This window comes from Rhodococcus sp. R1101 (genome assembly GCF_000278445.1).
Classification (GTDB): Bacteria; Actinomycetota; Actinomycetes; order Mycobacteriales; family Mycobacteriaceae; genus Rhodococcus; species Rhodococcus gordoniae.
The window spans coordinates 1-20,613 of sequence record NZ_AJVB01000026.1 but is presented as its reverse complement, the minus strand read 5'-3'; the positions used below and the strand labels follow the sequence as shown (position 1 = coordinate 20,613).

Genomic DNA, 20,613 nt, shown 5'->3' with positions numbered 1-20,613 from the left:
CCGGAACCCATCCGCGGTACGCCCGTGAGTGGCTCGAACAGCAGGCCGTCACCGGTCTGGATCGTGATCGTGGACCATCCTCCGCCGCATCCGATGTCGGCGATCCGCGCACCGGTTTCACCGAGCACCCGGTCGATCTCGGGCACCGAGCGTAGAGCGTCGGGCAACACCTGCTCGAACAACGGTCTGTTCGCGTCGGCCTGCGATTCGCACACGTCGCGGCCGAACCGGCTCCAACTCACCCCACCGCCGTCCCGGTACGCCTCGAGCAGGCCGGGCAGTTGCATCGTCGCACCGACGATCATCCGGGCGAGTGGCGCCATGTACACCAGGCTGTGCGGATCGGTGAGTACGTCGCGGCCGGCGGGAGAGAGACCGAAACGCGGTGGATCACCGTCGTCGACGTCGAGCAGACCGGTGACGGCCTGCTGTTCGAGCCACTCACGGGCGTACCGCGGATGGGTTCCGGTGCGTGCGGCCAGCTCGTCGGCGGTGGCAGGTCCGTCGTCGGCGAGGCTGCGGTACCAGCCGAGACGGTCACCGATCAGGATCGACAGGGTGTCCATGGTGCCGAGGACGGAATCGAGGACGCGCTGCGCGAAGCCGTCGGAGGAATCGAGGTGGAGCGGCGAACTCGTCGAAGTGGACATACGGATCATCTCCCGAGGACGGAAGTGGGCGTCGTACCCACTTATCGTCGCGCCCCGATCCCCGGATGTCACCGCCCGGCTGACTCACTCGTCCGGGACGGTCTCCCCGGACGACCCCACGAAGTCGACGAAGGCGCGTCCCGCCCTCGACAGTGACACCGGGTCGAACACCAGTCCGTACGAGTGCGCGAAGGTCGGCTCACACGGGCGGACCACCGCGATGTCCTGCACCGACTCGGCGAGAGAACGTTCGACGAACGACCCGCCCAGGCCTGCGAGCACCATCGGCAGGCGGGCTTCGCGATGGTCGGTGAGCACCGAGATGGGCCGCCGTACCTCGGCCCGTCGCATCGCGTAGTCGATCGCGTCGCTCACCGAACCGCCGCCGCGCGGCACGAACACCATCGGAATGTCGGGGAGTTCGGCCAACGACAGCGGTCCGGGTGGCAGATCGGTGCCGGGCGGATAGGCGAGCCAGTATTCGGTCTGTCCGAGTTCGATGATCTCGAGCCCCACCTCGTCCTCGACGGGCAGGTGGGTGACGACGAATTCGCAGTGACCGTCGTGGATGACCGACGCGGTGGATTCCTCGGTCCGCAGGTCGCCGAGTCGCGCGGTGACCTTGGGGTGGCGGCGCCGGAACTCGGAGACCAGGTCGACGATCGGTCCGGTCGCGAGAGCGGGGAACACCATGAGATCCAGGCGGCCGGTCACTTCCGTCGTGGACACGGTGAGCAGTTCTTCGACGGCGTTCACATCGCGCAGGATCTGCCGGCTCGGACCGATGAGAGCCTTACCCGCTGCGGTGAGCACCATGCCGCGTCCGATGCGATGGAACAGCCGCACTCCCAGCTCGCGTTCGAGACTGCGCAGCGCCTGGGAAACGGTGGGCTGGGCGACCCCGAGCTCGGCGGCCGCGCCGTTGATGCCGTCGTTCTCCACGACGGCGAGGAAATACTCGACCTGACGGAACTCCATGTCGTCACGCTTCCCACGGGGCGGCGGTAGTGGTCTCCACGAACGCGGCGGCAGCGGGGGACAGGTCCCCGGGGCGCACCACCAGCCCGATGGGCCGCCGGAGGGGCGGGTCCAGCGATCGGACGACCGCACCGGGGATCTGCTTCTCGGCGACGCGACGCGGAACGACCGTTCCGGCGGTGCCCCGCTCGACGAACTGCCATAGAGCTGCCTGGTTGGCGCAGTCGACGACGACGTTCTGTGCCCCCAGCAGTTCGCCGGTGCGCGCCGCGCTCGCACGGGAGCCGAGGTCGAGGACGAGTGGGAAGTCGCGGACCTGGGCTCGGGTGACCGGGTCGGGCACATCGATGGCGAGGTGGGGATGCAGGGCGAGCACCATCTCCTGCTCGAGAATCGGGATGGTGATCATGCCGGCGTGCTCGACCGACAGATCGGTGATGCCGATCTCCGCCTCGCCGCGGCGCAACGCCGCGTGCACCCCGGGCGGTCCTTCCGCGTCGTTCACCCGCACGGTCAGGTTGGGATAGCGCGTGCGGAAGCGCTCGACGAATTCGATGACCGGATGGATCGAGAACGTGGCGTAGGTGACGATCTCGACGCGGCCCGCTTCGAGATCGCGCACCGCCGCGACCTTCTGTTTCGCCCGCTCGACGTCGGCGAGGATCCGGCGCGCGGCGACGTCGAGGACGCGACCGTCCTCGGTGAGGGTGAGCCGCCGACCGGTGCGGTCGAACAGGGTGGTGTCGAGGCGCCGTTCGAGGGTGCGGATGGCCTGCGACAGCGACGGCTGCGAAATATAAAGAGCCTGAGCAGCCTTCGTGATCCCGCCGTGGTCGACGACGGCCACGAAATAGGTCACGAGGTGCAAGTCCACCCGATTATCGTAGGCGACGGCCTGAATCGCTCCGGACCGAACCGTCAGGAAGGGGTGTCACCGGCACCCGCCATCCTCCGGTAGGCCTGCTCGAGCATCCGCGCCGACATGCTCACCGCGAGCGGCGGGGCGGCAGCCGGACGCGCGGCCGGTTCGGTGGCGCGATCGGCGAGCGCGTCGGGTTCGACGAGTTCGGTCACCGGCCCGAGGCGTAGGCATCCTCGGCGCGCGCGGACGGAGTCGTCGTTCCGGATCGCTCCGAACGTCGGTGCGACCAGCACGTCCGACATGTCTACTCGCCCTTCCAGACCGGAGCGCGCTTCTCGGCGAACGCCCGGGCGCCTTCCTTGGCGTCGGCCGAGGCGAAGACCGGATCGATGAACGTGCGTTGCGCGGCGAAGGCGTCGGGGTCGGTGTAGCCGGCGGCCATCGCGACGACCTGTTTGGTCGCCTTCACCGCGAGGGGGCCGTTCGCTGCGACGCGAGCGGCGAGTTCCTTTGCCACCGTCAGTGCTTCACCGGGTTCGGTGACGCGGTTGACCAGACCGTGGTGGTGGGCGACCTCGGCGGTGAGCGGATCACCGGTGATGGCCAGCTCCATCGCGAGGGGGTAGGGCAGGATCTTGGGCAGACGCAGCAGGCCACCGGCCGCCGCGGCGAGTCCGCGCTTGACCTCGGGGATGCCGAATTTCGCGTCGCGCGACGCGACGATCAGGTCGGCGGAGAGCGCAAGTTCGCATCCGCCGGCCAGGGCCCAGCCCTCGACGGCGGCGATGAGCGGCTTGCTCGGCGGTGCCTCGGTGATGCCGCCGAAGCCGCGGCCGGGGATCGACGGCTTCTCGCCGCGCGCGAACGCCTTCAGGTCCATTCCGGCGCAGAACGTTCCGCCGGCACCGGTGAGGATGCCGATGGTCAGGTCGGGGCGTGCCTCGAACTCGTCGATGGCCGCGGCCAGCGCTTCCGACACCTCGAGGTTCACGGCGTTCTTGGCCTCGGGGCGGTTGAGAGTGAACACCGCGACGCCGTCGGCGAATTCGGTGAGGACAACGCTCATGTCAGTTTTCCTTCGTACGGGTCGGAGCGGAGAGAGTCCAGCGGGCGGGAGTTCCACCGTCGGAACGGATGTCGCCTCGGTCGGCGAGGACGATGAGATGAGCCTGGGTTTCGCGGACGGCGAGTCGCTGCAGTCGCGGGGTCATCACGTCGATGGGGCGCGACCATGTGACGCGGGTCGTGATCTCCCATGCGGTCGATTCGGGACGGGCCGCGACGGTCTCGCGGACCTCGTCGAGGCGGACCTCGTGGTGATCCATGAGTTGGCGTGCGCGCTCGGTGATTCCGCGGAACCGGTACTCGTGGGCGGGCAGTACCTCGCAGTCGGGCAGTGCCGTCGTCGCGTGCAGCGACAACAGGTAGCGGTGCAACGGGTCGACCAGTTCGCCGGGGCCCGAGGAGATGTTGGGACTGATGCGCGGAAGCATGTGGTCGCCGCTGAACAGCAGGTCGCGGTCGCGATCGACGAACGCGAGGTGTCCGGGCGTGTGGCCGGGGGTCCACACCGCCTCGATGTTCCATCCGGGAACGTCCAGCCGATCACCTTGTGCGAGAACGATATCGGCGCTCTTCCCTTCCGGGAAACGTACGAGTTCGAAGCGGGCCGCCTCGACGACCTCGGGTGGGGCGCCCAGCCCGGTGAGATCCACGCGCCACGCTTCCTCGTCGGCGGCGACGTCCTCCGGCGTGAAGTGCCCGAGGGCGGCGGCGTCGGCGGCGTGCATCGCGATGACGGCGCCGGTCGTCTCCTTCAACCGGGGTGCCAGGCCGAAATGGTCCGGATGCAGGTGGGTGATCGCCGCGTAGCGCACCTCGGTGATGTGATGGCCGGTCTCGGCGACACCGGCCACGAGGGCATCCCACGACTCCTCGGTGTCCATACCGAGGTCGATCAGGGCGAGGCCGTCGTCGAGGGCGAGCGCGTAGGACAGCACGTACCGCAGCGGGTTCTTCGGCATCGGGACCGGGATCGACCACAGGCCGGGCCGTACCTCTTCGACCGGTGGCAGTACGCCGGCCGCCCACGCTTCACGCTGGACGGTACCGAGATCCTCGGTGACGATCACGGCGTCGTTCCTTCCCGTGCGGGAGCGAACTCGTCGCGCAGTGTGCGCTTGAGGACCTTGCCGCTCGCGTTGCGAGGCAGCTCGTCGACGAAGTGGATGTGCCGGGGCTTCTTGTACGAAGCCAGACGTTCGACGGTGAACTCGAGGAGTTCGGCCTCGGTCGGTGTCTCGGCTCCGGGCGCGACCCGCACGACGGCGGTCACGGCCTCGCCCCAGCGGTCGTCCGGAACTCCCACCACCGCGACCTCGGCGACGGAAGGATGTTCGGAGATGACCGATTCGACCTCGATCGGGTAGACGTTCTCCCCGCCGGAGATGATCATGTCCTTCACCCGGTCGGTGACGAACAGGTAGCCGTCCTCGTCGATGTGCCCGGCATCTCCGGTGCGCAGGAAACCGTCCTCGGTGAACAGCTCGGCGTTCTCGGCCTCGCGCCGCCAATAACCCGGCGTGTTGTTACGTGACCGGCTCACGATCTCGCCGGTTTCGCCCGGGGGGAGCGGTTCGCCGGTGGCGAGGTCGCGGATCTGGACCTCCATGCCCGGCAGTCCGGTGCCGGCCGAGCGAAGGAGGTAGGAGCGCGGACCGTGCGGGTCGTGGTCGTCGGCACGCAGCGCGGTGAGAGCGCCCATCGTCTCGGTCATTCCGTAGCGTTGCACGAACCGGCAACCGAGGGTGTCCATGGCGCGGGCGAGGTGCGTGGGCGTGATGGGGGAGGCGCCGTAGGCGACGAGGCGCAGGCTCGACAGATCGTAGTCCGACAGGTCGGGCATCTCGACGAGCATGTTGATCACCGATGGCACGAGGAAGGCATGGGTGATGCCGTGTTCGGAGATGGCGGCCGCCACCGCATCCGGGCGCATCTCGCCGAGCAGCACCAGATGCAGTCCGGCGGAGAGCGACGTGCTCATCCACCCGACGCCGGCGATGTGGAACAGAGGTAGCGCGTCGAGCGAGACCGAGTCCTCGGTGAATTCGTACAGCGCGAAGCTCTGTGGTTCGTTGAACAGGTTGTGATGTGTCGCCACAACGCCTTTGGGACGTCCGGTGGTGCCCGAAGTGTAGAGCTGCAACACTTCGGTCCGCGGGTCGTCACCGAAACCGGGGTCGATGCCGTCGCCTGAGGCGACGAAGTCGTCCCACGACCGTGCGCCGGGAACGGAGGACACGTCACCGACCACGACGATCTGCACACCGGGCAGCACCTCGCCGGCGGCGCGCGCGGAGACGGCGAACTCGTCCTCGACGATCAACACGTCGAGCTGCGCGTCGCCGGCGATGTCGGCGATCTCGCCCGGATTCAGGCGCCAGTTGAGCGGAGCGAACACGAGACCCGCCTTGGCGCAACCGACGAACGAGGCCGCACCGGGAAGACCCATGCGCAGCAGTGCACCGACGCGCCTGGAGGTGACCGGAACCGTCCTGAGCGCCGAGGCGACCCGGTTGGTGAGGGCGTCGAACTCGGACCAGGTGAGTGTCGTGCTGCCGGAGCTGACCGCCGCGCGATCCGGATGCTCGACTGCCAGCTGCCGAATTCGGTTGGGAAGGTGCAACCCGCTCACATCACGCTCCTGATCGACACGGCCGACGCGCGGACATGCCGCCCGCGCCGGTCCAGTCGATCACGAGAGTGACTGCTGCCACAAAGACCTGCGGCCGCACGAAACGTTAGGACAAACCTATGGTCCGGAACGATCGAACTCGAGGACCCCCCGATCACTCCTGCAGAGAGTTTCCGCCCAGCGCACCGCGCAGATGCTCGGTCTCTGCGGGCAGGCTGTCGGGTGTGAACGCCCAACGGCCTTCCGTCCACGGATCGGTCAGTTGTCCGTCCGCGGGCAGGTGCTGTGCTTCGCCCCGAAGGATCTGCACGACCGGATCGTCGTCGTCCGGTGGATTGCCCGCGAGGACGATCGAGATACGGCCCTCACCACCGGCTCTCGTGATCCGGACGATCTGCAGCAGGTCGTCGTGCTCGTAGCCGTACGGGAACCCGCCGAGGACGACGAGCACCGGCGACACCGGCAGCCCTCCGTCGACCTGCTGCGCGAGCGCGTCCAACTCTGCGGCATCGGCCAGGCCCCGGAGCTTCGCCGGGACCTGTGCCCGCTCGTGAACGGGTGGCCCGGCGAATCTCGCTGCGGTGAGAGGTTCGAGTTCGGGCAGGGTCCGCCCGGGATCGACGAGGTGCAACAGTGTGCCGGGCCGAGCGGCGAGCAACCGCACGACCAGAGACGAGACGACGGGAGCGAGTTCGGTGGGTTCGCCTTCGAGCCACAACGGACGGATGAGCGGCGCCGGCAGGCACAACGGAATATGCAACAGCCCGCGATCCGCCGCCACATCACCTACGCGCACACCATCGCTCGGCGTGAGGGATCGGATCCAGGCGGGAGAGCTCCAGGAGGCGAGAGCCGGCGGCAGGGCCGCATCGACGGCGAGCAGTTCCGCGGCCAGCACTGCACTGTCGTTCCGGTAGCGTGTTTCGGCGGCGTCCACGAGTTCGTCGTAGCGCTGTTGCGCACGTTGTCTCGACCGTTCGGCCTCGGGGCCGGTACGGCGGGCGGGGTCGGTTACCGCCGCCGAGAGTTCGTCGTCGAGCCGCAGCCGGGCGAACTCGAGGCTCGACGTGCATGCGGCCGCCGAACGCGCGGCGTCCTCGAAGATTCGCCACAGCAGTTCGAGCGGCTCGAGCCCGACGGCCGGGGCGGGCACCGTTTCCGAGTCGGAGGTCTTCTCCGGGGAGTCGTCGACGTCGACCCCGTGGGCGGTGAACATCTCGACGAGTCCGCCGGTGTAACCCTGGCCGAGGGCGCGCACCTTCCACACGCCGTTACGGCGGTAGATCTCCCAGCACAGCAAAGCCGTCTCGCCGGCGGCCCCCGGTTCCACGTGAAACGTCGCGAGTACCGTGCCGGCCGCATCGGACAGGGAGGTCGACACCGCAGCGGGTCGTTCGCAGCCGACCGCGCACAGCACACGTGCGCCGGGACGGACGGCGTCGACGTCGACGACGATCACCCCGTCCTCGAGCCGAACGCCTGTCGTCCTCGATCGGTTGTAGAACACGACGTCGTCGGAGGAACCGACCTGCAGGTGGTCGTCCACGACGAACGCGCACACGTCCAGCGGGACGGCGGCGGACGTCGTGACACGGACCGTACGGGTCGCCAGCGGGGCGTTCTGTCCCGCTGTGAAGCGCTCGCCCACGGGCTACGAGACCAGGAACCGGCCCAGTTGCGGCGCGGCCTCACCGGGATGCTTCGCCTGTATGCCCTCACCGATGGCCTGCAGTTTCCACTCGCTGCCCTGGCGGTAGACCTTCGCCATCACCATGCCCGTGAACGGCATGCCGCCCTGCAGCGTGTAGCGGGCGAGCTCGGTGTCGATCGTGCCGTCGACGAGGCGGCAGAACGCGTTCTGCACCTGCTCGAAGGTGTGGCCCTTGTAGGAGGTCACGATGAACATCACCGTGGTGACGTGGACGGGGACGCGGGTGAGATCGACGAGCATGACCTCGTCGTCGCCCTCGCCGGCACCAGTGAGATTGTCGCCCTGGTGCCGGACCGATCCGTCCTTCGACTGCAGCTGGCCGTAGTACACGACGTCGGCGATCTGGTTGTCGGCGAACATCACGGCCGAGGCGTCGAGGTCGATGTCGGCGGAACGATTGCCGAACAGGCCGCGCTTCTCGACCGGATCCCAGCCGAGACCCATGCGCAGGAAGGTCAGCGCGACGCCGCCGTCCTTGCGCAGGGTGACTTTCTGACCCTTCACCAGACTCACCGGACGGTTCTTCGTCAGGCTGACCTCGGCGGGCTGTGCAGGCTGTGCTGCAGGCGGGGTGTGTGCCGGAGGCGGGGTCGGCTGCACCGGCGGAGCGGGCGTGGCAGCGACGGGCTGCGGTGCGGCCGCCGGCTGAGCGGGAGCGTCGTCGACGCTGACGCCGTGGTCGGTCACCAGCGCCGCGAATCCGCCCGCATATCCCTGCCCCACGGCGCGGACCTTCCACGCACCCTGACGCCGGTACAGCTCCAGCGCGATGACGATGGATTCGCTGCTCAGTCCGTCGATCCGGTACTCGTACAGCACGGTTCCACTGCTGTCGGACACCCGCGCGGTGGGCGGCGCGAACCGGCCGAAGTTGCTCGACGCGTCGTCGAGAGTGATCACGGCGCGCACCTGATCGATGTCGGCGGGCACCTGCGCGAGCGACACGGCGAGCGACGCGGCCTGACCGGGCGCCCCGGACACGAGGCGCACGCCCGGTCCCGTGGGCTGGTTGAAGAAGACGAAGTCGGCGTCGGAACGCACCTTGCCGTCGGCCTTGACGAGCAGTGCGGACAGATCGGCAGGGGTGGTCAGCTCGAGCGAGACGACGACGTCGGACGCGGTGATCGGTCCGTTCTGACCCTTGGAGAGCGGAGTCGGCAAGAGATGTGTCCTCACTGTGTCGGTGACCGGGCGCCTTCTACTCTACGAAGCGGCCGGAAGACGAGCGGATCGGGCGAACCAGGCGAGGATCTCCTCCCCGGCCGTGACACCCGCAGCGCCGGTCACCGACACCGTCGGGTGGCACCAGTCCATCAGTTCGAGTTCGCCGTGACGAGGCCGGATCGCGGCATCCGCGGCCTTGAGCATCTCCGCGTCGAGCGCGCCGTCGCCCGCGGCCAGGACGGGCGCATCGTCCGTGAGCACCCCCCGATCTCGGAGCCTGCGGCGCACCTCCGCCACCGCGCGGCTCTTGCACACGCTGTTCGGCATCGTGTAGATCTTGCGGCCCTGCTGCGACGCGTTCCAGCCCCGCGCCGAACACCAGTCGTGCCAGTCGTCGAGGAATCCGGCAGGTTGCGCTGCGACGTCGACGACGAGATAGCAGAACAACTCGTCGGCGATGCGGAACTTCGACACCCAGTCCTCGGAGATGCGACTGCGCAGTTCGGTCGTGATCTCGTCGAGGCTCGCGCCCCCCTCACGTACCGCTGACTCCACGGTCCTGCGCCAGTACGGGTCGAGATGTCCGTCCTCGAGGATCGACCCACCGTTGCTCGCGATGGCGTACCGCCACGGGCCGCCGGGGAGGTCGATGCGGCGGAACTGTTCGGGTGTGCGCGTGGTCGTCGGTACCACCGCCGCCCCGTCGGCGAGGGCACGTAGTTGTTGTGCTGCGCCGTCGGTGACGTACGACAGCGGTGCACCCTCGTAGTACTCGACACACAGCAGGTCCTGCGTGACGAACTGGTCGCCGGTCATCGCGGCGCGCGAATAGATGAGGGTGCGGTCGAGGTCGGTGGCGACCAGTGCGGGCACAGGGGTGTTCACGGCAGGTCCTTGATCAGTCCCATACAGGAGTAGGCGAGGTCCGGGACCTCCTCGACGGGGACGTTCCGGGCAGCTGCGAGCATGCGGATGTGGGCGTGTTCGTCCGAGGTGATGTCGCGCACCAGCACCTTCCAGGGAACGCGGCGCAACAGCACACGAGTCGTCTCCCCGACACCGGGTTTGACGAAGTTGACGCTCGAGATTCCGTACTGTGCCCGTACTCGTTCGACGGACTCCCAGCCGGCCCAGGTGGGCGTGCGGTCGGAATCGAGCACCGCCCGTGCGGCCGAGTCGACGTCCCCGCACGTGTCGAACTCCGCGGTCACAGCGTCGAGCAAGTGATTCGACACGTCGTCGGAAGCCAGCTCGGAGTAGAACTTCGCCCCGTGGAACTCGCCGGGGCCGATCAGCGTGTCGTTGAGGACCGTCCGTGACACCAAGCCGGAGACGGTGGAGTTCAGGCAGGCCGAGGCGATGAGGAAGTCGTCGCGCGTGCCGTAGGTGCGTACGCAGTGGCCGGGATCCGCGAGCACGGCGAGATCGTCGGACAGGACGGGGCCACCGCACGCGGCGTATTCGGCGAGGGCGGCGGACAGTTCGCGTGCGATCGCGCCCTTACCGGTCCAGCCGTCGACGAAGACGACGGATTCGGGGGCGTGTCGCTCGGTAACGTAATCCAGGGCAGCGCAGTCGATTCCGCGCCCGCGAACGATCGATGCCGTGTAGTGCGGCAGCGACAGGCCGTGCCGACGCAATGCCCATCGGCGGATCAGGATGCCGATCGGGGTGCCCGCCCGCGCGAGCGACACGAGGGTCAGGTCCGTCCCGCGTTCGGCGAGAAGCAGTTCGGTGACCGTGCCCACCGCATGCGCCAACCGGCCGGCTGTGGTGGCCAGTGCCTTGTCGAACAGTTCGCGATAGGCGGCGTCGGGTTGGTACTCGATCGGCAGAGACTCGGCGTAGTGCGCGAGACCCGCCTGGATCCGTGCCTCGCGTTCGGCGATGTCGCCCTCGAGGTCGACATGGGAGAGGTCCTTGAGCAGCCACGTCACCTCGTCGGGTGCGTAGGAGCCGAACTCGGGTCCGGTGAGCGGCACGGTCATGAAATCTCCCTGTGGGTGCGCAGCACCGTCGGATCGGTTGCGGGCACGACCGCGACGAGGACGTCCTCGCCGGCTGCGGTGAGCACGTCGAGAACACCTCCCGGTGCGTGGAGGCGGTCGGTGTCGGCGGGCGAATCGATCACGAGGATCAGCTCGGGCCGGATCTCGGTCGGGGTGGGCCACTGCGCATTGTAGAGATAGCGCGGCACCTCGTTCTCGAACTCGGTGTCGATGTGTTCGGGTGCGGTGAAGCGGAATCCGCGACGCAGCGGATATCCGTCGACGTCCATCACGTAGGCGGGGGATCGGGTGGTGGTCTGGAACCGCGTGGGCGTGCCGCGTTCGGTGAGTGCGTCGGCCAGCCGGAGCGGAAGGTACATCAGTTCCTCGTGTCCGATGACGACGGCAGGTCGCTGTGCGTCCCGCACATCCGTGATCGTGTCGGCGAGCGTTGCCAGAGCCGTGTCGAATCCCTCTGCGTCGGTCCGCAACATCCCGTGCCGGCCACCGTCCGGCACGTGCGAGGGCCAGGGTGCACGAACGAACCGGACGTCGCCGCGTCGATCACCCTCCGGATTGAGGGCAGGTTCGGGCAGCGACGCGACCCGCGCGACGAGATCGTCGGGCACGACGGAGTATCCGCTCGCCAGGCTCACGTGTTCGATGGTCGCGCCGAGTTCCGCTGCGACCTCCTCGGTCCGGAGGCGGTCCTGCTCCGAACGCATGTCGACGAGGGAGGCGAGCACGTACCGACCGCGAGGACGGTCGCGGTGCAGTGCGCGGATCGCGTCGAGAGCCGTTGCTCCCGTCGAGATCTCGTCGTCCACGAGAACGAGCGGCGCAGGGTTGGCGAACAGCGCACCGGAGGTCGGTTGGAGCAGGTGGAAGGTGGCATGCGAGTGCCCTTCCTCGAAACCGGTGAGCACCTCCGCTCCGGGGACACGCCGCCGCGTCGAATGCAGGTAGCATGCCGCGGCGAGGGCGTCGGCCACGCAGTGGCCCAGACCCGTTGCCGTCTCGGCGAACCCGAGAACGACCGCATCGGACGACGCGTCGCCCAGCAGCTCGGCGACGAGCTCACCGAGACGGTGGCCGGCACCGCGGACCACCGCGGGCTCCGTGGGGATGTGCTTACCGAGCACCGTGGAGACCAGCAGGTGTGCTCGACGCGGATTGCGTCGCAGTCCCGGCCGGACGAGTTCGGGCACGGTGTATCCGCACGACGAGTCGACGTGTTCGAACGCAAGGCCGAGCTCTGCTGTGGCCCAAGGAGTATCGAGCAGGTAGGTCATCGGTCCACCAGCGCCGTCAGCAGGTCGACGAAGGTGATCCCCTTGCGCGTGACACCGAACACCGACGCGCGCACCAGGGTCTGCTCGGCCCAGGTGCGGTGCGGGCGGCGTTCGTTCATCTTGTTGCCGTATCCCGATGCCTGCACACCCCCGGTGTCGCGATCGAGGATGTCGGTCGCATCGTGGTACTCCTCGTGCGTGACGGCCGACAAGGCGTGCACCGCAGCGACATGCGACGGGTGGATGACCGTCTTGCCCTGGATCCCGTTGGCCCGGTCGAGGGCGATCTCGCGCAGCAGGCCGTCGAGATCGCGGCTGACGAGTTGCTGGCGGAACAGCACGGCATCCTGTTCCTCGAACGGTGTCGAACGCAGCATCGGCCGGAACATGCGCTCGTGGTCGGCGAAGTACTCCCAGACGGGTCCGGTGATGACGAAACCCGTTCCGTCGGTCCGTCCGAGATGGTTCACCACATCGGCGATCACATCGACGACGACCCGCACGTCGTAGATCGTCAGGTCGCGGTCGCGCCGGATCCCGAAGGTGGCACACATGTCGGTCGCCCCGAGCCGGACGGCGAGGATGCGGTCGCGGTGCTCGGCGAGAATCCCGGAGATCGCACGCAACTCGTCGTCCCGGGTCTCGCGATGCACGACCTCCGCCGATTCGATGACGGGCATCGCATAGAGATGGCGGCCGAGCAGGGCCGATGCCGCGGCGACCGCCTCGAGGAAGGCGGGACCGGTGCGTGCGGTGAACTTCGGCACCACGAATCCGGTGAGCACGGTCTTGCCGGCGCCGAGCATGGACGCCACCCGCTCGATGCCGTCGGCGGTGCGTACACGAACGAACAACATCATCGTCGACGGTCCGTTCGCGGCGAGGGCGTCGAGGGTCGCGACGGCGTTCCGCAGGCCCTGCTCGACTTCGTCGTCGGCGACGGCGTCCTCGAGGTCGAGCACCATCGAGGTCACGCCTTCGGCGCCGCGCCTGGTGATCGTCGCGACGAGATCACCGCGCGTCGCGGGCACATACAGCGTGGCGCCGAGAGCGGTCGCCAGACGGTCGCGGTTGTCGCCGTGCCCGAACGGCTCGGGACGGTGCAGGAACAATTCCTCCGACGTCGCGCCGTCGAGATGCCGGAAGTGCTGCATGGCGCGCACTTCGGTAAGCGTGGCCCCCCTCATACGTTCTCGGTCCGTCCTCTCATTCGATCGACCACTCCTGCGATGAAGGTCGACACCGCATCCAAATCTCTGACGTAGGCCCAGTAATCGGGGTGCACACCGGTGAGTGCGTCGACGGCCCTGTCGATCCGGCTCAACTGCGAGTCGAGGACGGAACCCCATTCTGCGGTCAGTCCGCGTTGCACTGCCAGGTGTTGTGCGTCACGGAGACGGAACCGTACCTCGTCGACCTTGGCCTCCGGATTCTGCCGGACGGAGCGCAGGGTCGCGAGTCGTGAGGTCACGGCGTCGACGAGTTCTTCGGCGCGGGACAGTTCGGCGCGGATCGCCGCAACCAGCTCGAGCGCGTCCTCGGGCCTGCCCTCCTTCGCTGCCGCGCGAGCGTGCGTGAGCTGGTCTTCCGCGCGAGCGAGAAGCTCTCGTGCCCGCGTCTCGTTGCCGGACAGATCTGCGGAACTGGCGGCGTTGAACTCCCTGAGCAGTGCGGAGAAGGCGGGCGCGAGGCCTTCGGCTCGTGTCCGGACCGCTCCGAGCCGGGTGGTGACCGAGGCGAGGGTGCGTGCGGCCTCGTCGCGGCGCCCCGGAGCCTGCGCGAGCGCGGTGCGGAGGGCCGCCGTCGCTTCTTCGACCCGAAGGGCGGCCGTGCGGGTCGCGCCCATTCCGTGCGCCGCATCGAGACTGTTCAGCGCCTTCTCGAGTGCGTCGGTGGCCGCGCGCACCGATGGATAGTGAGCAAAGGCCACGAAGTCGGGCTGCTGCGTCGCGGCGAGAACGCCCTGCGCTTCGGTGCGTATCCGGTGCGCGAGCTCGGGCACGGTGTTCGCCACAGCCGCCATATGCTCGAGGTGACCCTGATTGTTTCCGAAGAATTCATCAAGTGTTCGTGTTGCTTCGGAAATCTGGTGCAACGCCTGCTCGTAGGCCTGCGCAGGAGCGAGCGGTCGGCCCGGATCCGTCACTGCCAGCTGAAGATACGTCTCCCCGGCGCGATAACACACCTGCCGGATGGGATCCCACTCACGGAGCAGATGCCGTTCGGGTTCGAACTCGTGGGACGCGGCGACACCGGCCTCGATGACGGACTGGCGCTTGTCCATGTCGAGGAACGCCGCGACCATCGCATCGTGTGCACGACGAGCCGCGGGATCTTCCGCATATTCCCCGCCGAACAGGCGGCGCGTCCATCGGCTCGCCACAGAACCGAATGGTACTGGGCGCACGTCCACCCGGCCGACGCGTCGCCTTTCCGCCGGTCGGAACCGCGGTCCGTACGTCTCGGGGAATCACTGCGCGGGACCGGGCATAGTGGATATGGGCGTACCCCGTGACAGCCACTACTGTGGAGAGACACGCACACCACGCGTGCCCCACACCGGTACGTCGACCGTTGGAACGATCGAAAGGACCCCGCATGGGCGTCAGCTTGACCAAGGGCGGAAACGTCTCCCTCACCAAGGAAGCTCCGAACCTGACGGCAGTGTCCGTCGGCCTGGGCTGGGACGTTCGCACCACCACCGGCACCGACTTCGACCTCGACGCCAGCGCCATCGCGACCGGGGCCGACAAGAAGGTCGTCTCCGACCAGCACTTCGTCTTCTTCAACAACCTCAAGTCGCCCGACGGCGCGATCGAGCACGTCGGCGACAACCGCACCGGTGAGGGCGAAGGCGACGACGAGGTCATCAATGTCGACCTCGCCGCCACCCCGGCGAACATCGAGAGCATCTTCTTCCCGGTCTCGATCTACGATGCCGACGCCCGCAGCCAGTCGTTCGGCCAGGTCCGCAACGCGTACATCCGCGTCGTCGACCGCGCGAACGGCAACGAACTCGCTCGCTACGACCTGACCGAGGACGCCTCGACCGAGACCGCCATGGTGTTCGGCGAGCTGTACCGCAACGGTGCGGAGTGGAAGTTCCGTGCCATCGGCCAGGGCTACGCGTCCGGCCTCGCGGGCATCGCCCGCGACTACGGCGTCAACGTCTAGTTCGTCGCTCCGGGTTCCGGCTTCGGTCGCCGCACCGAAGCCGGAACCGATCTGCAGTAACCACCCTGCAACGCCCTGATTCCGATTAGAAAGGCCACGCTTCGTGGTTCTGCGAATATTCGGTCCGTCGATGGTCGTCACCGTTGTCTCTCTGGTGGTGGCGTTCCTCTACGGCGGCCCACAAGCTCTGTTCCTCTGCGTGATCCTCGGCATCCTCGAGGTCTCGTTGTCGTTCGACAATGCGGTCATCAACGCCACCGTGCTGCGGCGGATGAGCGAGTTCTGGCAGAAGATCTTCCTCACCATCGGCATCCTCATCGCCGTCTTCGGTATGCGTCTGATCTTCCCCCTCGCGATCGTGTGGATCGCGTCCGGGCTCGGTCCCATCGCGGCACTGGATCTGGCGCTCAACCCGCCGGCCGACGGCGCCGCCTACTTCCCGGACGGCAGCCCCAGCTACGAGACCCTGATCACCGACGCGCATCCGCAGATCGCGGCGTTCGGCGGCATGTTCCTGCTGATGCTGTTCCTGCACTTCATCCTCGAAGACCGCGAGATCAAGTGGCTCGAATGGCTCGAGCGTCCCCTCGCGAAGGCCGGCAAGCTCGAGCAACTCGAGGTTGTCGTCGCGACGGTGCTGCTGCTCATCACCGCCACCGTCATCGCCCCGGACGACAAGGTCTCGACCGTCATGATCGCCGGCGCACTCGGCATGATCACCTACATCGCGGTCAACGGACTCGGCGAGATGTTCCACATCCCCGAGGAAGGCGAAGAGACCGGTGGCGGCCCGAGCGGCCTCGCCAAGGCCACCGGTAAGGCCGGCTTCTTCCTGTTCCTCTACCTCGAGGTGCTCGACGCGTCGTTCTCGTTCGACGGTGTCATCGGCGCCTTCGCCATCACGTCCGACCCGATCATCATCGCCCTGGGCCTCGGCTTCATCGGCGCGATGTTCGTCCGCTCGATCACCATCTTCCTGGTGCGCAAGGGCACGCTGTCCGACTACGTGTACCTCGAGCACGGTGCCCACTGGGCCATCGGTGCGCTGGCACTGATCCTGTTGTACTCGATCGGTACACACGTGCCGGAGGTCGTCACCGGCCTGGTCGGTGTCGCCCTGATCGGTGCGGCGTTCGCCTCGAGCATCTACCGCAACCGCAAGATCGCGGCGCGGGAAGGCGAAGATGCTGTGAAGACCACCATCCCCTGATCTTCGACAGTTCGAATCACATGCCGATGGGAGCCCTCGATCCGACATCTCGGATCGGGGGCTCCCATCGCTTTTCCGTATCACACGCGCATTCGCGCAGTCACTCCCACGAAAGGCTCGACATGGCCATCGACTACAACAAGAAGCCCGAGCAGAACGCCGGCGGCATCAACCTCAGCAAGATCAACCTCACCAAGGAATCACCCACCGTCAGCCTCTCCAAGGCCGGATCGGGCCGAGGTGTGACGCGGGTGAACCTCAACTGGTCACGCGGTGAGCAGAAGAAGGGCTTCCTCGCGAAACTCACCGGCGCGAGCGGTGGCGTGGACCTCGACCTCGGTTGCCTCTTCGAACTCGCCGACGGTTCAAAGGGCGTCATTCAGGCCCTCGGCAACAGCTTCGGCGCGCTGAACACCGCGCCCTACATCCACCTCGACGGCGACGACCGCACCGGTTCGAGCACCGGCGGCGAGAACATGTCCGTCAACCTCGAACGTCCCGAACTGTTCAAGCGCGTGCTGATCTTCGCGATGATCTACGAGGGTGCCCCCAACTGGGCCGCCGTAGACGGCGTCGTCACCCTCACCCCGCCGTCCGGCCCGCAGATCGAGGTTCGCCTGGACTCGCCCAACAACGGCGCGCGGATCTGCGCGATCGCGATGCTGCAGAACACCGGGCAGGGCATCACCGTCGAACGCCTCGTCCAGTACATCGACGGCAGCCAGTCCGACCTCGACCGCGCCTTCGGGTGGGGCATGCAGTGGCAGGCGGGGCGTAAGTAGCTCTACTGCGGATTTCCCGGTCGAAGGAGCGGGGCACAGGAGATCCCGTCGGCGCGTGCCGGCGGGATCTCGGTGGTTCCGACGTGTGCCGCTCCTACGGGGCGAGATGTCGGCTGTCGAACTCCCTGATCGTTCTTGCTTCACCACGAGGTGCAGTGACCTTGATCGGCGGTACAGCGGCCGCCGGTCCGTCCTCCCACAACCGCGCGACCTTGCGCCGGTAGATCCGGCCGAATGTCTGCATGATGACGAAGCGGGGTACAGCAGGGACGACGTGAAGGATCACGTCGCGATCTTCCGTGGTCGCGCCATCGACGATCCACGGTGCTTCGGCCCCCAGTTCGACGACGCCCTTCGGCTTCACGAAGTACTCGTTCTCGACGTCGCGGTATTCGGATGCGGTGATGGTCGCGGCGACGACCGGCATCATCTCCAGTTCCTCACGCTGTAGATGGGGCAACAGGACCTCGTTCAGTTCGGCCAGGGTGTCGAGTACGCGTGTCCGTGTGGACGCGTCCCGACCGTATGCTCGGCCGGCGCCTTCCAGGGCGATCATCGCGGGGGCGATCCGACGGTGGTCGGCCTCCATACGAACGAGCAGAGCCCCCGCAGAGGGATTCTTCGCACGGATCAGGGGCCACAGTCCGGCATCCTCCGCGCTGTGATGCAGACGTAGGGCGTACATGAGCCACACGACGTGATCGGCGAGCGCGAGTCGACGTTTCCCCTTCGGATACGGTTCGGTCTGCAGCGTCATCCGGATTCGTTCCAGGTCGCGCCGCAGGGCGCTGTGGACGATTCCCATGCTTCGTGTATCGGCGGGCTCATGTCGACCGATGTTCACGGCCCTCTCCTGTTCGTCGTACGCGTCGAGCGGTGATGAACGGATTTGTTCGGTAACCAATGGATTACGTCTATCCGGGAGGTCGACACGTTCTCTGATGATCGGTGTGTGCCGCGCGGTCGCACCGAAGCGTGCACGGCACGGGAGAACTTGCTGCATCACGACCTCGGCGACTCCGGGATCTGATGGCACGCTGTGCTGGAGTGAACCTGATATATTCAGTTCAATCAGGTTGTACTCGAATTATCGGAGCGGGAATGGCCGAAGTCAAGAGGCCGTACGATGCGTCCGGCAGGCAGGCGCAGGCCCGAGTGCGACGTCGCGCCGTGGTCGTGGCCGCCCAGGAACTGTTCGAACGCGACGGTTTCCGGGCCACCACCCTCGCCGCGGTCGCCAACCGCGCGGGTGTCTCGGTGAAGGGCTTGTACAAGAGTTTCGGCAGTAAGGCGGCTCTGGCCAAGGCGGTCTTCGATGTCGTGATCGCCGGTGACGACGAGCCGATATCGGTTGCCGAGCGTCCGGAACAGCAGGCGATGCTCGCCGAACCGGATGTGCGTCGCAAGATCGACATGTTCACCCACGCCCTGGCACATCGGCAGCACCGTTCGGCCAAGGTTCAGATCCTCATTCGCGACGGACGGCACGTGGACGACTCGCTCGACCCGGTCTGGCAGCAACTGAGCGAAGAAGGTTCGGCCGCAGCGACAATGGTCGGCGCGCATCTGATGGCGACGGGGCAACTCCGCGACGACATCGAACTCGACGAGGTTCGCGATGTGCTGTGGAACTACCTGATGATCAACACCTACGAAGCGTTGGTCCTCGAACGGGGGTGGGCACTGGACCGGTACGCGGACTGGTTGGCGCGCACAGTCATTGCCTCCCTCTGCCCGCAGGGATGAGGGGCGTCGAGGAAGTCCTCGGTCCGGAGGGAATCAGCTTCGGTGGAGAGCGAGGACCGGAATAGTACGCACTCCGCGCGTCTTCTTCTCGTACTCGGCGAAACCGGGATAGCGGCGGGCCTGCTCGGCATAGAGGCGGTCGCGCTCTGCGCCGGTGATCTCTTCTACCGTGACCCCGAAGGTCTCGGTGCCGATCTCGACCTCTGCCCGTCCCGCGGTAGTGAGGTTGTAGTACCAGGCCGGATGGGAGGGAGCGCCCCCTTTGCTCGCGAAGATGTAGACGGTCGCGTCGTCCTCCGGGTCCGGCAGATACAGCGTCGGAGTCACCGTCTCGCGACCGCTCTTGCGGCCACGATGGTGCACGAGCACCATGGGCGCTCCTTCGAAGTTGCCACCGACACGGCCTTCGTTTGCCCTGAATTCGGCGATCACCTGCGTGTTCCAGTCGTCGGACGTACTCATGGGACAAATCCTCCTGACTACTGCGGGCGGCTACGAATCACCCTAAGACGATCGGTACCAGAGGTCTGTCCGAACGAGGAACTTCAGGTGATCGAGGTCGGCGGTCGCTATGAAGGAGCCGGGCAGTGGAGTTTATCGCCGCTGGGCGAGTCGGTGAGGGCCTGGCACACGATCAATGGGCGCCCGGACGAGAGGCCGCCGTCGAACGTGGTGTATTCGAGGATGAAGTGGCCCGACGGCAGGATGCGAAACTTCTCGACCTCACGAGTTTTCCTCGCGCATTGTGTCGGTCTCGCGTGTCGCGCGATTCTGCGCTCGTAGTACGCATCTCGAGGAAGAGAGCGCGGACGTCGACCGAGCCGGTGTGGTCGAGAGCAAGTCGGAGATTCATGACGCAGGACGTGGTTGCGCGCTCTGATCGGTGAAGAAACGGCTCCAGAAGGGGTCGAAAAAGTCATACACCCGAGGTTGGCGACGCATTCGAATTCGCTGTCGAGCGCTCCGTCAAGTTCGTTGTACGCGGGAACGTCCAACCAGCGGTTGACGAATCTTCGTGAGTTCATGCGGAAGAAAGCCTGACAGATCATCACCCGCGAACCCTTGTTGCACAACGTCGATAGTGACAGTCCGGTCCCGGCCGCACGTTCGGTTAAGGCATGACGATGGTATCGAGAAAGCGAAAGTTGTTGCCGCGAAATTTATTCCATCATCCGGCAAGGTATCTTCTGCATCAGAAGCGGGCCAATCGGTTCAGATGGGGACGGAAGGGCCGGCAGAACTCAGTTTCCGGGCGGAAAGAACAGGGCTGGAGATGCGCGCTCGGTATGCGTGCGCCGAATGTGTTCGATGGTGTGCTAATTGGCATTAGCGCACCATCTCGCCCGAACCCTGAGGTGAGCG

At 66.9% G+C, this 20,613-nt stretch carries 19 protein-coding genes and 1 pseudogene; 4 read left to right on the top strand and 16 right to left on the bottom strand.

From position 1 onward, the window contains the following. The 14 genes and pseudogenes from R1101_RS25810 to R1101_RS0104040 form a co-directional block, all read right to left on the bottom strand. Positions 1-659, bottom strand: a pseudogene (locus tag R1101_RS25810) (SAM-dependent methyltransferase); the annotation flags it as partial. Positions 660-734: 75 nt separating this feature from the next. After that, a complete protein-coding gene (locus R1101_RS0104100) occupies positions 735-1,628 on the bottom strand; it encodes a LysR family transcriptional regulator (RefSeq protein WP_016932220.1) in 894 nt (297 codons plus the stop codon). Between the two features lie 4 nt (positions 1,629-1,632). After that, positions 1,633-2,502, bottom strand: a complete 870-nt coding sequence (locus R1101_RS0104095) for a LysR family transcriptional regulator (protein WP_016932219.1) — start codon at positions 2,500-2,502, stop codon at positions 1,633-1,635. A 44-nt stretch (positions 2,503-2,546) separates the two neighbouring features. Next, positions 2,547-2,792 carry a hypothetical protein gene (locus tag R1101_RS30585; RefSeq protein WP_016932218.1) on the bottom strand — a complete coding sequence of 82 codons (246 nt, stop codon included), beginning with the start codon at positions 2,790-2,792 and terminating at the stop codon, positions 2,547-2,549. Between the two features lie 2 nt (positions 2,793-2,794). After that, entirely contained in the window at positions 2,795-3,556 is a 762-nt protein-coding gene (locus R1101_RS0104085) for a crotonase/enoyl-CoA hydratase family protein (protein WP_016932217.1), read from the bottom strand. A gap of 1 nt (position 3,557) precedes the next feature. Next, positions 3,558-4,622 carry an MBL fold metallo-hydrolase gene (locus R1101_RS0104080; RefSeq protein ID WP_016932216.1) on the bottom strand — a complete coding sequence of 355 codons (1,065 nt, stop codon included), beginning with the start codon at positions 4,620-4,622 and terminating at the stop codon, positions 3,558-3,560. Further along, positions 4,619-6,184: a long-chain-fatty-acid--CoA ligase gene (locus tag R1101_RS25805; RefSeq protein WP_016932215.1), complete on the bottom strand. Its 1,566-nt coding sequence runs from the start codon at positions 6,182-6,184 to the stop codon at positions 4,619-4,621. The genes R1101_RS0104080 and R1101_RS25805 overlap by 4 nt, the downstream gene beginning before the upstream one ends. Positions 6,185-6,338: 154 nt before the next feature. After that, complete coding sequence (locus R1101_RS0104070) at positions 6,339-7,832, bottom strand: TerD family protein (protein WP_016932214.1); 1,494 nt, start codon at positions 7,830-7,832, stop codon at positions 6,339-6,341. A 3-nt stretch (positions 7,833-7,835) separates the two neighbouring features. After that, on the bottom strand, positions 7,836-9,056 hold the full coding sequence (locus R1101_RS0104065; RefSeq protein WP_016932213.1) for a TerD family protein: 1,221 nt from the start codon (positions 9,054-9,056) through the stop codon (positions 7,836-7,838). Between the two features lie 42 nt (positions 9,057-9,098). After that, positions 9,099-9,932, bottom strand: a complete 834-nt coding sequence (locus R1101_RS0104060) for a hypothetical protein (RefSeq protein ID WP_026002853.1) — start codon at positions 9,930-9,932, stop codon at positions 9,099-9,101. An 8-nt stretch (positions 9,933-9,940) separates the two neighbouring features. Then, positions 9,941-11,047 carry a cysteine protease StiP family protein gene (locus tag R1101_RS0104055; protein WP_016932211.1) on the bottom strand — a complete coding sequence of 369 codons (1,107 nt, stop codon included), beginning with the start codon at positions 11,045-11,047 and terminating at the stop codon, positions 9,941-9,943. After that, the gene (locus tag R1101_RS0104050; RefSeq protein ID WP_016932210.1) at positions 11,044-12,339 is read right to left on the bottom strand and encodes a phosphoribosyltransferase family protein; all 1,296 of its coding nucleotides are present in this window, start codon (positions 12,337-12,339) and stop codon (positions 11,044-11,046) included. Before R1101_RS0104050 ends, R1101_RS0104055 begins: the two co-directional genes overlap by 4 nt. Further along, on the bottom strand, positions 12,336-13,493 hold the full coding sequence (locus R1101_RS0104045; RefSeq protein WP_016932209.1) for an HpcH/HpaI aldolase/citrate lyase family protein: 1,158 nt from the start codon (positions 13,491-13,493) through the stop codon (positions 12,336-12,338). The genes R1101_RS0104050 and R1101_RS0104045 overlap by 4 nt, the downstream gene beginning before the upstream one ends. A 29-nt stretch (positions 13,494-13,522) precedes the next feature. Further along, positions 13,523-14,644: a hypothetical protein gene (locus R1101_RS0104040; RefSeq protein WP_016932208.1), complete on the bottom strand. Its 1,122-nt coding sequence runs from the start codon at positions 14,642-14,644 to the stop codon at positions 13,523-13,525. 293 nt (positions 14,645-14,937) lie between these two features. On the opposite strand from R1101_RS0104040, the gene R1101_RS0104035 reads away from it, so the two are divergent. The 3 genes from R1101_RS0104035 to R1101_RS0104025 all read left to right on the top strand — a co-directional run bounded on the left by R1101_RS0104035 (position 14,938) and on the right by R1101_RS0104025 (position 17,505). After that, positions 14,938-15,513 carry a TerD family protein gene (locus R1101_RS0104035; protein WP_016932207.1) on the top strand — a complete coding sequence of 192 codons (576 nt, stop codon included), beginning with the start codon at positions 14,938-14,940 and terminating at the stop codon, positions 15,511-15,513. A 103-nt stretch (positions 15,514-15,616) separates the two neighbouring features. Further along, a complete protein-coding gene (locus R1101_RS0104030; protein WP_016932206.1) occupies positions 15,617-16,723 on the top strand; it encodes a DUF475 domain-containing protein in 1,107 nt (368 codons plus the stop codon). 122 nt (positions 16,724-16,845) lie between these two features. Then, positions 16,846-17,505, top strand: coding sequence for a TerD family protein (locus tag R1101_RS0104025; protein ID WP_016932205.1), 660 nt, complete (start codon positions 16,846-16,848; stop codon positions 17,503-17,505). A gap of 94 nt (positions 17,506-17,599) precedes the next feature. On the opposite strand, the gene R1101_RS25800 is transcribed toward R1101_RS0104025, so the two are convergent. Continuing rightward, positions 17,600-18,310, bottom strand: coding sequence for a hemerythrin domain-containing protein (locus R1101_RS25800; protein ID WP_016932204.1), 711 nt, complete (start codon positions 18,308-18,310; stop codon positions 17,600-17,602). 296 nt (positions 18,311-18,606) lie between these two features. On the opposite strand from R1101_RS25800, the gene R1101_RS0104015 reads away from it, so the two are divergent. Then, entirely contained in the window at positions 18,607-19,251 is a 645-nt protein-coding gene (locus R1101_RS0104015; RefSeq protein ID WP_016932203.1) for a TetR/AcrR family transcriptional regulator, read from the top strand. Positions 19,252-19,284: 33 nt separating this feature from the next. Here R1101_RS0104015 and R1101_RS0104010 read toward each other — a convergent pair whose 3' ends face one another. Beyond that, the gene (locus R1101_RS0104010; protein WP_016932202.1) at positions 19,285-19,713 is read right to left on the bottom strand and encodes a nitroreductase family deazaflavin-dependent oxidoreductase; all 429 of its coding nucleotides are present in this window, start codon (positions 19,711-19,713) and stop codon (positions 19,285-19,287) included. Positions 19,714-20,613 lie beyond the last annotated feature (900 nt).

What these genes read in the sequence shown, in the direction of transcription:
- R1101_RS0104100 (WP_016932220.1), bottom strand. Translation starts at nt 1,628, where the DNA reads ATGGAGTTCCGTCAGGTCGAGTATTTCCTCGCCGTCGTGGAGAACGAC.
- R1101_RS30585 (WP_016932218.1), bottom strand. Translation starts at nt 2,792, where the DNA reads ATGTCGGACGTGCTGGTCGCACCGACGTTCGGAGCGATCCGGAACGAC.
- R1101_RS0104085 (WP_016932217.1), bottom strand. Translation starts at nt 3,556, where the DNA reads ATGAGCGTTGTCCTCACCGAATTCGCCGACGGCGTCGCGGTGTTCACT.
- R1101_RS0104055 (WP_016932211.1), bottom strand. Translation starts at nt 11,047, where the DNA reads ATGACCGTGCCGCTCACCGGACCCGAGTTCGGCTCCTACGCACCCGAC.
- R1101_RS0104050 (WP_016932210.1), bottom strand. Translation starts at nt 12,339, where the DNA reads ATGACCTACCTGCTCGATACTCCTTGGGCCACAGCAGAGCTCGGCCTT.
- R1101_RS0104045 (WP_016932209.1), bottom strand. Translation starts at nt 13,493, where the DNA reads ATGCAGCACTTCCGGCATCTCGACGGCGCGACGTCGGAGGAATTGTTC.
- R1101_RS0104040 (WP_016932208.1), bottom strand. Translation starts at nt 14,644, where the DNA reads ATGGTCGCGGCGTTCCTCGACATGGACAAGCGCCAGTCCGTCATCGAG.
- R1101_RS0104035 (WP_016932207.1), top strand. Translation starts at nt 14,938, where the DNA reads ATGGGCGTCAGCTTGACCAAGGGCGGAAACGTCTCCCTCACCAAGGAA.
- R1101_RS0104025 (WP_016932205.1), top strand. Translation starts at nt 16,846, where the DNA reads ATGGCCATCGACTACAACAAGAAGCCCGAGCAGAACGCCGGCGGCATC.
- R1101_RS25800 (WP_016932204.1), bottom strand. Translation starts at nt 18,310, where the DNA reads ATGGGAATCGTCCACAGCGCCCTGCGGCGCGACCTGGAACGAATCCGG.
- R1101_RS0104015 (WP_016932203.1), top strand. Translation starts at nt 18,607, where the DNA reads ATGGCCGAAGTCAAGAGGCCGTACGATGCGTCCGGCAGGCAGGCGCAG.
- R1101_RS0104010 (WP_016932202.1), bottom strand. Translation starts at nt 19,713, where the DNA reads ATGAGTACGTCCGACGACTGGAACACGCAGGTGATCGCCGAATTCAGG.